At 71.8% G+C, this 14344-nt stretch carries 14 protein-coding genes; 8 read left to right on the plus strand and 6 right to left on the minus strand.

Annotation, left to right across the window (positions count from 1 at the left end):
* Positions 1–312: 312 nt before the first annotated feature.
* On the plus strand, positions 313–570 hold the full coding sequence (locus WML84_RS06670; protein WP_347345363.1) for a hypothetical protein: 258 nt from the start codon (positions 313–315) through the stop codon (positions 568–570).
* Here the strand turns inward: WML84_RS06670 and WML84_RS06675 are convergent, their stop codons facing one another.
* Positions 571–2055 (minus strand): PLP-dependent aminotransferase family protein, encoded by a 1485-nt coding sequence (locus WML84_RS06675; RefSeq protein WP_347345364.1) that lies wholly within the window; start codon positions 2053–2055, stop codon positions 571–573.
* Between the two features lie 61 nt (positions 2056–2116).
* Here WML84_RS06675 and WML84_RS06680 point away from each other — a divergent pair, with 61 nt between their 5' ends.
* The gene (locus WML84_RS06680; RefSeq protein WP_347345365.1) at positions 2117–2758 is read left to right on the plus strand and encodes a hypothetical protein; all 642 of its coding nucleotides are present in this window, start codon (positions 2117–2119) and stop codon (positions 2756–2758) included.
* Here the strand turns inward: WML84_RS06680 and WML84_RS06685 are convergent.
* The 3 genes from WML84_RS06685 to WML84_RS06695 are packed head-to-tail and all read right to left on the minus strand — an operon-like array spanning position 2719 to position 3841.
* Positions 2719–3204: a DUF2017 family protein gene (locus WML84_RS06685; RefSeq protein WP_347345366.1), complete on the minus strand. Its 486-nt coding sequence runs from the start codon at positions 3202–3204 to the stop codon at positions 2719–2721. The genes WML84_RS06680 and WML84_RS06685 overlap by 40 nt on opposite strands.
* Positions 3201–3491: an ATP-dependent Clp protease adapter ClpS gene (gene clpS, locus WML84_RS06690; RefSeq protein ID WP_347345367.1), complete on the minus strand. Its 291-nt coding sequence runs from the start codon at positions 3489–3491 to the stop codon at positions 3201–3203. Before clpS ends, WML84_RS06685 begins: the two co-directional genes overlap by 4 nt.
* Positions 3491–3841, minus strand: coding sequence for a metallopeptidase family protein (locus WML84_RS06695; RefSeq protein ID WP_347345368.1), 351 nt, complete (start codon positions 3839–3841; stop codon positions 3491–3493). The genes clpS and WML84_RS06695 overlap by 1 nt, the downstream gene beginning before the upstream one ends.
* Before the next feature lie 223 nt (positions 3842–4064).
* On the opposite strand from WML84_RS06695, the gene WML84_RS06700 reads away from it, so the two are divergent.
* Together WML84_RS06700 and WML84_RS06705 are read left to right on the plus strand one after the other, a co-directional pair.
* Complete coding sequence (locus tag WML84_RS06700) at positions 4065–5522, plus strand: APC family permease (protein WP_347345369.1); 1458 nt, start codon at positions 4065–4067, stop codon at positions 5520–5522.
* Positions 5523–5532: 10 nt separating this feature from the next.
* Positions 5533–7176: an amidohydrolase gene (locus WML84_RS06705; RefSeq protein ID WP_347345370.1), complete on the plus strand. Its 1644-nt coding sequence runs from the start codon at positions 5533–5535 to the stop codon at positions 7174–7176.
* A gap of 7 nt (positions 7177–7183) precedes the next feature.
* Here WML84_RS06705 and WML84_RS06710 read toward each other — a convergent pair whose 3' ends face one another.
* Entirely contained in the window at positions 7184–8908 is a 1725-nt protein-coding gene (locus WML84_RS06710) for an ABC transporter ATP-binding protein (RefSeq protein ID WP_347345371.1), read from the minus strand.
* A complete protein-coding gene (locus WML84_RS06715; RefSeq protein WP_347345372.1) occupies positions 8905–10680 on the minus strand; it encodes an ABC transporter ATP-binding protein in 1776 nt (591 codons plus the stop codon). The genes WML84_RS06710 and WML84_RS06715 overlap by 4 nt, the downstream gene beginning before the upstream one ends.
* Before the next feature lie 131 nt (positions 10681–10811).
* On the opposite strand from WML84_RS06715, the gene WML84_RS06720 reads away from it, so the two are divergent.
* The 4 genes from WML84_RS06720 to WML84_RS06735 all read left to right on the plus strand — a co-directional run bounded on the left by WML84_RS06720 (position 10812) and on the right by WML84_RS06735 (position 14337).
* Positions 10812–11900 carry an iron ABC transporter permease gene (locus WML84_RS06720; RefSeq protein WP_347345373.1) on the plus strand — a complete coding sequence of 363 codons (1089 nt, stop codon included), beginning with the start codon at positions 10812–10814 and terminating at the stop codon, positions 11898–11900.
* 92 nt (positions 11901–11992) lie between these two features.
* The gene (locus WML84_RS06725) at positions 11993–13015 is read left to right on the plus strand and encodes an ABC transporter substrate-binding protein (protein ID WP_347345374.1); all 1023 of its coding nucleotides are present in this window, start codon (positions 11993–11995) and stop codon (positions 13013–13015) included.
* 13 nt (positions 13016–13028) lie between these two features.
* Positions 13029–13802: an ABC transporter ATP-binding protein gene (locus tag WML84_RS06730; RefSeq protein WP_347345375.1), complete on the plus strand. Its 774-nt coding sequence runs from the start codon at positions 13029–13031 to the stop codon at positions 13800–13802.
* 373 nt (positions 13803–14175) lie between these two features.
* Positions 14176–14337, plus strand: coding sequence for a hypothetical protein (locus tag WML84_RS06735; protein ID WP_347345376.1), 162 nt, complete (start codon positions 14176–14178; stop codon positions 14335–14337).
* Positions 14338–14344 lie beyond the last annotated feature (7 nt).

Below are 14344 nucleotides of genomic sequence, written 5' to 3' on the forward strand. Positions count from 1 at the left end.
CGTCGCGAGCCGGAAGGAGATGACCGGCACGCCCGTGGACGTCTGCCGTCGCTCCGGCTCGGTCGCGATGTTGCCGATGACGGTGATGTGGTCGCTCATGTGCGTTCCTCTCTTCGATGATGGGGAGGGCTTCCCCATGCTCCGGCGTCCCCGTGCCCGTAGGACGCCGGAGCCCTTCCAGGGTGCATCGCCGCGGCGCTCCGCCGCCGGTGCGCGGGCCGATCCGTGGAGAACCCGCGGGATCGCCTCGTTGTGGAGGAGTCCGCGCCGATGTCGGAGGTCGTAGCTAACTTCGAAGGTGAGGAGGTCATCATGGTCATGCTCGTCGATTCGCCGCCGACGTCGTCGGCCCTGCTGCGGAACGGGGTCCGCCTGCTGCCGGTCGGCTCGGCGCGCTGGCGCGTCGTGGCACGCGACGGCGTGGTGGCGGGTCATCTCGAGGCACGCGGAGACGGGGCCGCGCGTCGGTTCCGTGCCCGACGGTTCCACGCCGCGACGGGCGCGTTCCGCGACGTCGGCGAGTTCTGGTCCGCGGAGGAGGCGGTCGAGTGCCTGCGCCTGTACCGCTGATCAGACGATCGCCGACACGAGGTCGGGCGCCGCCGGCGCGGGTGCGGCGAGTCGGACGTCCGGCCAGACCCGCGCCAGGACGTCCACCGCACGACGGAGGTCATCGGCGGGTGCGGTGAACGGAAGGCGCAGCTGGCGGTCGTGCCCGCTCACTGCGGCGAAGCGCGGCCCCGCAGAGAGGAAGAGTCCCTCGTCGCGCGCGGCCATCACGAGCCCCGAGCTGAGCGGCGCATCGAGTTCGACCCACAGCGACACGCCGCCGCGCACAGACGGGATCTTCCACTCCGGCAGGCGATCGGCCAGCGCGACGGCGAGCGCGTCGCGGCCCTCGCCGAGGAGGAGCGAACGCTGGGCGACGATCTCGGGGAACCGCGCGAGCAGGCGTGTCGCGACGGCCTGCTCGAACTCCGGGGTGCCGAGGTCTCTTCGTGGACGTTCCGCCGCGAGTCGCCGGATGAGCGCGACGTCGCAACGGATCCAGCCGACGCGCAGGCCACCCCACACCGTCTTGCCGAGCGAGCCGATGCGCACGAGCTCGACGTCTGCGTCGATGTCGGCGAACGGCACCGCCGCGTCGGCGAACGGCGCCGCCGCATCGGCGTACGGCATCGCGAACGCGCGCACCGGCTCGGGGTCGTCGATGGCGAGGTCGGCGGTGGTCTCGTCGAGGACGAGCGTCGTGCGGCTGCGTTCCGCCGCCTCCGCGATGGCGCGCTGCTCCCCCGCCGACATCGTGCGGCCGGTGGGATTCTGGAACCGCGGCATAAGGTAGGCGAGAGTCGGTCCCGTGCGCGTGAGGGCCTGCGCGGCGCGGTCGAGATCCCAGCCGGCATCCGTCGTCACCGGCACGGCGACCAGGCGCGCGCCGGCGGAACGGAGGGCGTCGGCGGCATGCGGATAGGTCGGCGTCTCGATCAGCGCGCGGTCGCCGCGCCGCAGGAGCGTCGTGGCCACGAGCTGGATCGCGCTCTGGGCGCCCGTCGTGACCATGATCTGGTCGGGCGAGGTCGGCACGCCGGAGGCGGCGTACCGCGCGGCGATCGAGGCGCGCAGCGGAAGGCTGCCGATGAGGTCGTAGCCGGCGCGCGCGATCAGCGAGGCCGCGTCCTGGGCGACCTCGCTCATGACGCCGGCGAGGCCCGGCCAGGCGGCGGGGCTCGCCTGCTGCAGGTCGATCGCGTCGGCGTCGGTGTCGACGTGACGCGGGGCGCGCCGACCGAGGGGCAGGGTCACGCTGCCCGAGCCGCGCAGACTGTCGATGTGGCCCGAGTCGCGCAGGCTCTGATACGCGGCGGTCACCGTCGTCCGGCTGAGTCCGAGGACGGCCGCCAGCTCGCGCTCGGCGGGAAGGGCTGTGTTCGGCGCCAGTCGGTTGTCGAGACACAGCAGACGGATGCCGTCCGCCAGGGCCTCGTAGGCCGGCGCCCGCGTGCGCCAGCCGCCGAGTGCGCCGGCGAGGCCGCGAGCGGAGATGCGGGAGTCCATCGGGCCACTGTATCCGGATTGGCCTGTGGCACAAGGGCCAATCATGCGATTGGATGGGCGCATGGTTCGTCGGATCGTGCAGCTCCTCGTGGGCCTGTGTCTCTACGGCGCGGGGTGCGCCCTCACCGTGCGCGCAGGCCTGGGCCTCGACCCCTGGACCGTGTTCGCGCAGGGACTCGCGGTGCAGACCGGCATCGGCATCGGCTGGATCACCAACATCGTCGGCTTCCTCGTGCTGCTGCTGTGGATTCCGCTGCGACAGCGCCCCGGCGTCGGCACGATCGCGAACATCCTCCTCGTCGGAACCAGCATGCAGGCCACGCTCGCCGTCGTGCCGCCCTTCCACGGCTGGCTCGCCCAGGGCGCCGTCCTCGCGGCCGGCGTGCTGTGCGTGGCCGCGGCGTCGGGGCTGTACATCGGCGCGCACTTCGGGCCGGGACCGCGCGACGGACTCATGACGGGACTCCACGGCCGGTTCGGCTGGCCGATCTGGGCGTGTCGGCTGACGGTCGAGGCGACGGTGCTCGTCGTCGGCTGGCTGCTCGGCGGCACCGTCGGAATCGGGACGGTCCTGTTCGCGGTCTTCATCGGGCCGCTCGTCCACGCCGCGCTCCCCCTCTTCGACACGCGCGCGCCGCGGCGCGCCGGGGGTCGCCGGGAGCGTCAGCCGTCGATCGCGCGGACGAGCCCGTCCAGTCGGTGACCCACCCACTCGTAGACGCCGAAGCGGGGGTCGTCGGGATCGTGGTCGTTCTCCGAGGCGATGCCCAGGCGCGACGCGAGCACGAGGCGCAGGGCGGCGAGCGTGCGCAGCCAGGCGCCGATCTCGTCGGCGTCGAGCGTGATCGTGAACGCCGTGGTCGCGAGAGCCGGGTCGATCGCGCCGGGCGACAGCCGGGCGCCGTCGTGCCGCAGCGATTCGAGCACCGCGGCGGCGTCCTCGCCCCGACGCGACAGCAGCTCGCGCTCGGTGAGCTCGCGGAACTCGCGCGCGGCCGCCTCGTCGTCGGCGTACGCGTCGGGGACGAGGCGCGCGACGGCGGGATCCTCGGCGGCGGGCGTCTCGCCGACGAGAGCGGCGAACTGCTCGACCAGGTCGGTGAGGTGGGCCGCCTCGATGAGGGCCAGCTCCAGGACGACGACCGTCATGCCTCCGCCTTCCGCACCGTGGCCCACAGGCCGTAGTCGTGCATCGCCCGCGCGTGCAGCTCCATCTGCTCCCGTGCCCCTTCCGCCACGACCGCCTGGCCGTCGTTGTGCACGGCCAGCATCCGCTCCCGCGCCTTCGCGGCAGAGAACCCGAAGTACTCGCGGAACACGTGCTCGACGTAGTTCATGAGGTTGACGGGGTCGTTCCACACCACCGTCTGCCACGGGCCGGCGAGCCGCGTCGCGATCTCGGATGCCACGTCCTCGCGCGGCAGCGTCGCCACCATCACGCCCACCCCAGCTCGTGCAGCCGGTCGTCGTCGATGCCGTAGAAGTGCGCGATCTCGTGCACGAGCGTCGTGTGCACCTCGTCGCGCAGCTCGTCGACGTCGTCGCACGCGTGCAGGTGCGGCTCGCGGTAGACGATGATGCGGTCGGGCAGCTCCCCCGACCCGTACCGGTCGCGCTCGGTGAGCGCCCACCCGTCGTAGAGGCCGAACAGGTCGAGGCCGCCGTCCTCGGGGCGGTCCTCGACCACGAAGATCACGTTGTCGAGGCCGTCCACCATGTCGTCGGGGAGTCGGTCGAGCTCGCTCACCACGAGGGACTCGAACGCGGCCACATCCATCTCCATCATCTCGGCTCCCCCGCCGGAGAGTCATCGCGAGGGTGTCCGGCGCCCTTTTTCACCCTACCCGCGCCCCGGCCGCGGGGTTCGGAGCCGCTCCGGCCCGGCGACGGCGGGCGACCGCGTTCACGCGGCCGAAATCAGGCGGGGCTAGCGTTCGAGCACACCGCCCCGAGACAATGAACGCGCGCCCGGCCCCGACCGCGGCGCGCCGGCCCCGAAGGAGACGCCCATGACCGATGCCGAGCCCGCCCACCTGCGGCGATCGCTGGGGCTCGTGCCCCTCATCGTGTTCGGGCTGTCGTACATGGCGGTGGCGACCGTCTTCACCACGTACGGGATCGTGAACCAGCTCACCGACGGCCATCTCGCGCTCTCGTACGTCGTCGCTCTGATCGTGATGCTCTTCACGGCGAGCAGCTACGGCGCGATGGTGCGGAAGTTCCCGGTCGCGGGATCCGCGTACACCTACACGCAGCAGTCCTTCGGCGGCGTCGCGGGGTTCCTCACCGGGTGGATCCTCATGCTCGACTACCTGTTCATCCCGATGATCAACTTCATGATCCTCGGGCTGTACATGGGCACGCAGTTCCCGTCGGTGCCGACGTGGGTGTTCATGCTGACGTGCCTGCTCGCCGTGCTGCTGTTCAACGTGCTCGGCATCAAGCTCGTGAACAGGGTCAACATCACGATCATCGCCGTCACCATCGCCGTCATCACGGTCTTCGCGTTCCTCGCGATCAAGACCGCGGTCGCCGACCCGAACGCGCCGGGCCTCATCGACCCGTTCATCCCCGGCGCCGAGGGCTTCAGCCCCGTCCTCACCGGCGCGGCCGTGCTCGCGCTCTCGTTCCTCGGCTTCGACGCCGTCTCGACGCTGTCGGAGGAGGCGAAGGACCCGCGCAAGAACATCCCGCTGGCGATCATGCTCACGACCCTCATCGGCGGCGGCGTCTTCATCGTGATCTCCTGGCTCGGCGCGCGCGCCTTCTACCTCGACGACTGGAGCACGGCCTCGGAGGACCTGCTCAACGCCCCCGGCGTGGTGCTCGCGGAGCACGTCGGCGGGCAGGTGCTGGTCACCGCGTTCCTCGTGATGGTCGTGATCGGATGCTTCGGCTCGGGCCTGGCCGGCCAGGTCGCGGTGTCGCGCATCATCTACGCGATGGGCCGCGACGGCATCCTCCCGAAGCCGTTCGCACACATCTGGGCGAGGTACGGCACCCCGGTGGTCGCGGCGGTGACGGTGTCGATCTTCGCGCTGTCGAGCATGTTCCTCTCGCTCGACCAGGCGGCGTTCATGATCAGCTTCGGCGCGCTCGGCGCGTTCTCGATGGTCAACCTGTCCGTCATCAAGGTGTACCTCTTCCCCAAGGGCGAGCGGCGTCCCGCCGGCGCGTGGCCGATCATCCGCTACGGACTCGTCCCGCTGATCGGCCTCGTGCTGACGATCTGGCTGTGGACCTCGCTCGAGCCGCTCACGTGGGCCGTCGGAGGGGTCTGGCTGCTGCTCGGCGTCGCGATCCTCGTCGCCAAGACGCACTTCTTCCGCCGGCCCGTGCCCACCCTCGACTTCAGCGAAGACCCCAGCACCGAGGCGATCGACGCCATGGCCGACGAGGTGCCCTTCGACGGCCCCGGTGGAAGCGGCACCGCCGGGCGCACCGCGCCGACCCCGCCGGTCGGCTGAGAGGACGCCCATGACCGCGCAGCTGTTCACCGACGCCGTCGTCTTCACCGCCGACCGCGACCGCCTGCACGCCGACGCGTTCGCGGTGCAGGACGGAGTGTTCGTCGCCGTGGGGACGGATGCCGAGGTCCGCGCGGAGCTGGATCGCCGCGGCATCCGCGACGTCGAGGAGACCGGACTGGACGGCGCGTTCGCGCTCCCCGGCATCGTGGACTCGCACGCCCATCTGGCCATGTTCGGCGAGGCGCTCGGCAAGGTGCAGCTGCGCGACTGCGCCTCGCTGGAGGAGATCCGGGCGCGGCTGCGCAAGGCCCGCGCCGCGAAGCCGGAAGCGCGGCGGATCCTCGGCGTGGGATGGCTCTTCGACGCCGTCGGCGACGCCCATCCGACCGCGGCGATGATCGACGCGGCCGTTCCGGACGTGCCGGTCTACCTCGACGCGAACGACCTGCACTCGTGCTGGGTCAACTCGGCCGCGCTCGCCGAGCTCGGGATCACCTCGTCGACCCCTGACCCGATCGGCGGAGAGATCGCCCGCGACGCGGACGGCCGCGCGACGGGCATGCTGTACGAGACCGCGTGCACGCAGTACGTCTGGGGGTTCCTGGGCGCGCAGACGACGCCCGACGAGCTCGTCACGCGTCTCGAGACGGCGTTCGGCGGCTACCTCGCCGACGGCGTGACGACCGTGACCGACATGGCGCTGACCCAGGCCGAGGTCGCGGGCATGAGGGGCATCCTCGCCCGCGACGGCCGGCTCCCCTTCCCCGTCACGGGGCATCTCTTGGTCGAGCCGAGCGGCGACACCGCGACCGATCTCGCCGTCGTGGAGGAGACCGTGCGCCTGCGCGACGAGCTCGCCCGCACCGGCGAGGACGAGTGGCTGGGCGTGGCGGGGATGAAGCTCATCATGGACGGCGTCATCGACGCGTGCACCGCGGCGATGCGCGCCCCGTACGCGAACGGCAGCAACTGCGACCCGATCTGGAGCTACGAGGCGGCGTGCCCGGTGGCCGCCGCGGCCGATGCGGCGGGCCTGCAGATCGCGATGCACGCGATCGGCGACCGCACGAGCGAGATCGCGCTCGACGTGCTGGAGCACTGCATCCGGACCAACGGCGAGCGCGCCCGCCGTCACCGCGTGGAGCACCTCGAGTCGGTCACCGAGCAGACCATCGAGCGCATGGCGCGGCTCGGCGTCGTCGCGTCGATGCAGCCCGTGCACTGCGATCCGGCGGTGCTCTCGAACTGGAAGGCCGTGCTCGCCGACGAGCGCCAGGAGCTCGGCTTCCCGTGGCAGTGGCTGCGCGCGCACGGCGTCGCGTACGCCCTGAGCACCGATGCGCCCACCGCGCCGCACCAGCCGCTGCCGAACCTCTACATCGCGCTCACCGGCAAGTCGGCGCTGAACCCGAGCCTGGACGCGTACCACCCGGAGCGGGCGTTCAGCCCGGAGGACGCTCTCGTCGCGTTCACGCACGGCGGCGCGTACGCGGGCGGGTTCGAGGAGCGACGCGGGCGCATCGCGCCGGGCCTGGAGGCCAACTTCGTCGTGCTCGACACGGATCCGCTCACCGCTGCGCCCGAGGAGCTGCTCTCGGCATCCGTCCGAGCCACGTACGTGCGCGGCGGATCGGCCTACGTCGCCGCCTGACGGGTGCTCAGCGCACCCGCCAGGACCCCGTCTCGGCCCGCTCTGCGCAGAACCGTGCGTAGAGCTCGCTGTGGCCGAGCAGCTCCTCGTGAGTCCCCTGGGCGTCGACTCCGCCCCGCCCGTCGAGCACGACGATGTGGTCGGCGTCGCGGACGAAGCTCAGGCGGTGCGCGACCAGCACGATCGTGCGCTCGCCGGCCATGGCGGCCAGGCTTCGCTGCACGAGTCGTTCGTTCTCGATGTCCAGTGCCGCGGTCGCCTCGTCCAGCAGCATGATCGGAGCGTCCTTGAGGATCGCGCGCGCGATCGACAGGCGCTGTCGCTCTCCCCCCGACAGCGAGCCGCCGCCCTCGCTCACGGGCGTGTCGAGACCCAGCGGCAGTCGTGCCGCGATCTCGTCCACCCCGGCGAGCGTGGCGGCGGCAGCGACCTCGTCGTCGTCGGCATCGGGCCGGCCCATGCGGATGTTCTCGCGGAGCGTGTCCTCGAACACGTACACATCCTGGAAGACGGTCGAGACCCTCCGCAGCGTTCCCTCGGTGCCGAGGTCGCGCACGTCCGCGCCGCCGATGCGCACCGCGCCGCCGTCGACGTCCCAGAAGCGCGCGAGGAGACGCAGTACGGTGCTCTTGCCGGACCCGCTCGGTCCCACGATCGCCGTCGTCCTGCCCGCGGCGATCCGCAGCGACACCCCGGTCAGCACGGGGACCCCGTCGTAGGAGAAGTCCACATCGTCGAACTCGATGTCCGAGCCGCTCGGCGCGGCGGGCGTGGCCGGCTCGGGCAGGAGCGGCTGATCGAGCAGCCCGTCCAGGTCGATGATCGCGTTCTTCGCGAGCTCCAGTCCGCGACCGAACGGCAGGAAGCGCAGCGTGAAGGCGGCGAGGACCATGAGCAGCGTGACCACGCCCGCGTAGGTCGGATACTCCAGCTGGCCGGCGAGCACGCGGGCGGTCGCGACACCCACCACACAGCCGAGCACGACGTAGACGATCAGGCTCATGATGTTGTTCGCCCAGGACCGTCGGGACTCGGAGCGGTACTTGGCGGTGAACTGCTCGACGATAGACTGCCGAGCAGCGCGCTCGGCGAGCGAGTCCGGCCCGGCGGCCCGCACGGCGGGCTGGCGTTGAGCGTACTCGAGGACGCGCGCGCTGCCCTCGGCGTCGCGACGGTCGACCTCGCGCTCGGTGGCGTGGTTCACCCGATGCACCCAGCGGTAGGTGGCGTACACGGCCAGTGCGCCGATGCTCGCGAGCGCACCGCTGAGCGGTTCGAAGGCGATGAGGCCCAGCGTGCACAGGGCCGGCACCACCAGTCCGTGCACGACCGACCGCAGGATCTTGCCGGGCGCGTTCGCGGCCATGATGACGCCCCGGCTCGCGATCGCGGCGATGCCGCCGGCGCGATCGTCCGTGAAGTACCCGAGCGGGATGCGCACCACCCGATCGGCGAGGAGCGCGTGCATGCGCAGGACGTGCCGTCCGCCGCCGCGGACGGAGAGCAGGGTCGAGGTCAGCTCGACGATCACGAAGAGGACGCCGAGCCCGGCCATCAGCGCGCCGATCGGCACGGCGCTGCGCGGGTCGCCGGACAGGAGTCGCGCCACGAAGGGCACGATCAGCACGAGCACGGCGGCCATCAGGAGCGCGGATGCCGCGGTCAACGCCAGCGAGCGGATGAGAGCGGCGCGTGACGAGGCGTCGCCGAGCCGGAAGAGTGCCTGGATCATGAGTGTCCCGCCTTCGTCGCGGAGCGCGCCCGGTCGTAGACGCTCCACATGCGCGCGTAGGGGCCCCCGGACTCGCACAGCTCGGCGTGCACGCCCTGCTCGACGATCCGGCCGCCGTCGAGGACCACGAGCCGGTCGGCGTGTGCGACGGTGTGCAGTCGGTGAGCGATCACCAGAAGGGTCCGGCCGGCCGACAGCGCGGAGAGCGCGCGCTGCACGGCGGCCTCCGAGTCGGGGTCGGCGTAGGCCGTCGCCTCGTCGAGCACCAGCAGCGGCGCGTCGGTGAGGATGGCCCGTGCGATCGAGAGACGCTGCTGTTCGCCGCCGGACAGCGAGGCGTCGACGCCGACGACGCTGTCATAGCCGCGCGGCAGGCGGAGGATGCGTTCGTGGATCTGCGCGGCCATGGCGGCCTCGTGGACCTCGTCCTCTGCGGCCGCGGGGCGCGTGAGCGCGATGTTGTCGCGCACGCTCATGCGGAAGAGATACGGCTGCTGGAACACGAACCCGACGCTGGCATAGAGGCTCCGTGCGCGGAGCTCTCGCGCGTCGATGCCATCGAAGGCGACGCGGCCGCTGTCGGGGTCGGCGAGCCGCGGCAGGAGCGAGGCGAGCGTCGATTTTCCCGAGCCGGAGGGGCCGACGAGCGCCGTGACGGTGCCGGGCTCCAGGCGCAGGTCGACGTCGTCCAGGGCCGTGGGGCCGTCGGGATAGCGGAACACGACGCGCTCGACCGCCGTCGTGACACTGCCCGGGGGGAGGTCTCGTGATCCCTCGGCCGTCGCGGGCAGGGCGAAGAACCCCTCCAGATCGCGGGCCGCGGCGTTGGCCTCGCGGAAGCGTTGCACCATGCCGACGACCCCGGTGATCGGTGTGGACAGGCTCGCCGCCAGCATCATGGCAGGCAGGATCCGCATCGGGTCGAGATCGCCGACCACGACCGCCGTGCTGCCCAGCAGCGCCATCGATGCGACCGCGAACGCGGGCGAGGTGAGGGCTCCGATCGTCGCGAAGCCCAGCGACGTCGCGCGCACCCACTCCTGATAGGCGTGGACGAGGGCCTCCGACGCGGAGGCGAAGCGTCGGTAGCCGCGCCCCGTGCCGCCGAACACCTTGATCGGGGCGATGCCGCGGACGAGCTCGACGACCGCGGCGTTGAGCGTCGCCAGCCGTGCGCTGTAGTCGCGCGCTCGGGCGTCGCGATTGCGCAGCACCGTGGGAAGGAGCAGCGCCGAGACGGCGAGCGGGGCGAGCGCGATGAGGCCGAGCCGCCAGTCCAGTGCGAACAGCACGCTGAGACCGGCGATCGGCGCCACGACGGATGCCGTCACGTCCGGGGCCAGGTGGGCGATCAGCTCGTGCACGCGGAACACGTCGTCCTGCACGAACTTCTTGACGCGCCCTGAGCCGTTGCGCGTGAGCCAGTCGAGCGGAATCCGCTGCAGGTGGCTGATCTGACGCTGTCGCAGGCTCGCCGCGTGACGGGCGTCGGCGCGGTGCCCGACCAAGGACGCCTGGCGGGTGAGCGTCTCGCCGATCACAGTGGCGGCGATGAGAGCGGTCAGGATCAGGACGACAGGCATCGCGTCCGCGCCGCCGTCGGCGAAGCCGGCGATCTCGGTGAGCAGGGCCAGGACCAGCACGGCCGGGAGCACCTTGACGAGGGCGCCGACGGCGCCGATCAGGCCGGCGAAGACGATCGCGCGATGTTCCTCGCGAGCGATCTGCCAGAAGGTGGCGCGGGGCTCGCTCGGTGTGTCTCGGTGACGCATGCGCATCGTCCGCCTTGTCGTCTGGTGTCTTCTCATCGCGGACTTGCGGTCGCGTATGCGTCAGTGTATACGATATGAGGGCAACTAAGCCAGGCAAGGCTAACCTAATGAACGGACGGAAAGCTCCCGCGATGCCTCCCTCCTCCACGTCGCTGCAGTCCGCCGAGCCGGACCTCCGGCTCGCCCACCGCGGCCGCGGCCGCGGTCTGCGCATGGCCGCGGTGGCCGTGCTCATGCTGCTCGTCGCGATCGTCTCGCTCGGCCTGGGGACGGCGGTCATCAGCCCCGGGACGACCGCGCAGATCCTCGCCCACCACGTCATCGGCTGGCCCGCCGAGGCCACGTGGCCCTCGAGCCAGGACACGATCATCATCGACATCCGGCTGCCGCGCGTGCTCACCGCGCTGCTCGCCGGCGCCGCGCTCGCGGTCGCCGGCGCGACGCTGCAGTCCGTCGTGCGGAACCCGCTCGCCGATCCGTACATCCTCGGTGTCAGCGCCGGCGCCTCCACGGGGGCTGCGGCCTTCATCCTCTTCGGCGCCGCGGTCGTGGGCGGCGCGTTCGCCCTGTCGGCGAGCGCCTTCGTCGGCGCCGCGGCGGCCACCCTCTTCGCGCTCAGTCTCGCGCACTTCGGCGGCCGGGCGACCTCGACGCGGCTGCTGCTGGCCGGCGTCACGGTCGGGTACCTGCTGAGCGCGGCGACGAGCTTCATGGTGTTCGCCTCCGACTCCCCGGACGGCGCACGATCGGTGATGTTCTGGCTGCTCGGCTCCGTCGCGCTCAGCACGACGGCGACGCTGCCGGTGCTGGCGATCGTCGTGCTGGCGGCGATCGTGGTGCTCACCGCCTTCGGCAGGAAGCTGGACGCCCTCGATCTCGGCGACGAGACGGCGGCGACGCTCGGGATCAACCCGGTGCGGCTGCGGACCGGGATGCTCCTGGTGTGCGCCGCTCTGGTAGGGGTGACGGTCGCGGCGGTCGGCTCGATCGGCTTCGTCGGCCTCGTGGTCCCCCACCTCGCCCGACGGCTGGTGGGCGCCGCCCACCGGACGCTCCTGCCCACCGCCGCGGTCATGGGCGCCGCCTTCCTCGTCGTCAGCGACGTCGCCGCGCGCATGCTCGTCCCCCCGCAGGAGCTGCCCATCGGCATCGTGACAGCGCTCGTCGGCACCCCCCTGCTGATCCGCCACGTCGCGCGGCTCCGCGAGGGCGCGTCCTGACCGAGGGCGCGCGACACGCCGGACGCTCCGGCCCCCAGACCGTCGCCACGCAACCGCGAAGCGACGACCTCAGAGAAAGAGGAAGGAACTCCATGTCCACGTCCCCCATCCGCCGACTGCCCCTCCGGGCTGTCGCCGCGGCCGTCGCGGTCGTCGCGGTCGGCGCACTGACCGCGTGCGGAGGCGGCGCGCCCGAGCCCGCCGCCACCGCCACGACCGCCGCCGCTGCCGCAGGCTACCCGATCACGGTCGACAACTGCGGCGAGGACCTCGTGATCGAGTCGCAGCCGAAGTCGGTGATGCTCCTGGCCGCCTTCACGGTCCTCGGGACCGTCGACGCCGCCGGCGGACTCGGCCAGGTCACGAGCCGCACGTGGGAGCTCACCGGCGACCACTGGAGCGAGGCGATCGTCGATCGCGTCGCCGAGATCCCCGCGCTGACCAAGGCCGCCGACGGATCGGGCGTCACGCTGGAGACGATCGTCGAGGCCGAACCCGACCTCGTCATCGGCTACGAGTCGCAGGCGCTGTCGCGCGAGACGCTCGGCGCCGCCGGCATCCCCTTCTACATCATCCCCGCGTACTGCCCGGAGTCGCCGTCGACGGTGGACTTCGACTCGGTGTACGAGCAGGTCACGACGTTCGGCGAGATCTTCGGCCACCCCGAGGCCGCTGCCGAGGCGAACAAGAAGCTGAAGGCGCGCGTCGAGGCCGTGCCGCAGGTGGGCGGCGACATCGAGGACGGCGCGATGCTGTTCACCTCCACCAGCAGCGGCGCGCTCCTCACCTACGGGACGGCGAGCATGTCGAACGCGCAGCTCGATGCCCTCGGCATCCGCAACGTCTTCGACGACGTCGCCAAGCGCTACGTGGAGACGAGCATCGAGACGCTCGTGGACCGCGACCCCGATGTCATCGTCGTGCTCTACCCCGAGGGCAAGAACGCGGAGGACGCCATCGCCGAGGTGCTCGCGCTGCCCGGCGCCGACACGCTCTCGGCCGTCGCGAACGATCGCGTCGTCGCGCAGAAGCTGGAGCTCACCGACCCGCCGAACCCGTACTCGGTGCTCGGGCTCGAGCTCCTGTCGAAGACGCTCGTCGCCGGCGGGAACTGATCCGATGATCTCGGTGACCGACGCCGTCGTTCGATTCGGAGATGCCGCCGCCGTCAACGGGGTCACCGCGCGAGTGGACGACGGCGCGGTCCTCGGGATCGTCGGTCCCAACGGCAGCGGCAAGACCACGCTGCTGCGCGTGATGTGCGGGCTGCAGCCGATCGACGCCGGGGAGGTGCGCGTCGACGACGTCCGGTGGGGCTCGTCGTCCAAGCGCCCCGTCGGCGCACTCGGCCGCAGTGTCGCGCTCGTGGCGCAGAACCACGAGTCGCAGGGCCAGCTGCGCGTGATCGAGTCGGTCATGCTCGGCAGGCTGGCCCTGCGCGGGGCATGGAGCCCGTTCTCCGCCGAGGACTGGGACGTCGCCGCGGAGGCGCTGCGCAGCGTCGGCGCCATGCATCTCGTGGAGCGCGAGGTGGGCACGTTGTCGGGGGGCGAACGCCAGCGTGTGTCGGTCGCCCGCGCGCTCACGCAGGCCACCTCGCACATGCTGCTCGACGAGCCGACCAACCACCTCGACGTGCGCTATCAGCATGACCTGCTGGACCTCGTGCGCGGACTCGGCATCACGATCGTGGTGGTGCTCCACGACCTGAACCTGGCCGGTCGCTACTGCGACAGGCTCGTCGTGCTGGAGCGCGGCAGCGTGGTCGCCGAGGGGGCGCCGCGGGACGTGCTGGACCCGGATCTCATCGAGTCCGTCTATCACATCCCGGTGGCGCGCCACGACTGGCGCGGCAACCCGCACCTCTACTTCGCCCCGGACGAGAGCGCGGATGCGGGGTGAGTGGCGCAGCCGGCGTCGGATCCCGCGGCGGCCCACCGGCTGTCGGCCGCCGAGGACGCTGACGAAGTGCTGGTCTTCGACTCGGGCCGCATCGTGCAGCGCGGTCCGCACGCGTCCCTGGTCGCGCAGGACGGGCCGTATGCGCGCTTGCACGAGTCCCGGACGCGAAACGGGCACGCCGGCGGCGCATAGCCGCTGGCGGCGATCGCCCGCGACGTGCAGGCGAGTCGCGCGCCGCCGGGGGGATCGGCCTACGTCGCCGCCTCCTGACGGGGTACGCGAAAGCCCGCGTCGGGCCGATGCGCGATGCCGTGTGCGAACGCGAGTGTGTGGTCGAGGCGGCATCGGGCCGCCCCGACGACAGGAGAGACACATGAACGACGCCTTCCAGCCTTCCGCCCTCGGCCGCCGCGCGGCCGACGCCGAGCTCGCCGCCCTCCACGGCGGCGGCGAGACGTGCGTCATCACGATCACGAGCGACGGGAAGGTCACGACCTCGGGCGACTGCTCGAAGGTCACCATCAAGGAGCGGTGACCCGTCG

Origin of the sequence: Microbacterium sp. (assembly GCF_039812165.1) — a bacterium.
Classification (GTDB): Bacteria; Actinomycetota; Actinomycetes; order Actinomycetales; family Microbacteriaceae; genus Microbacterium.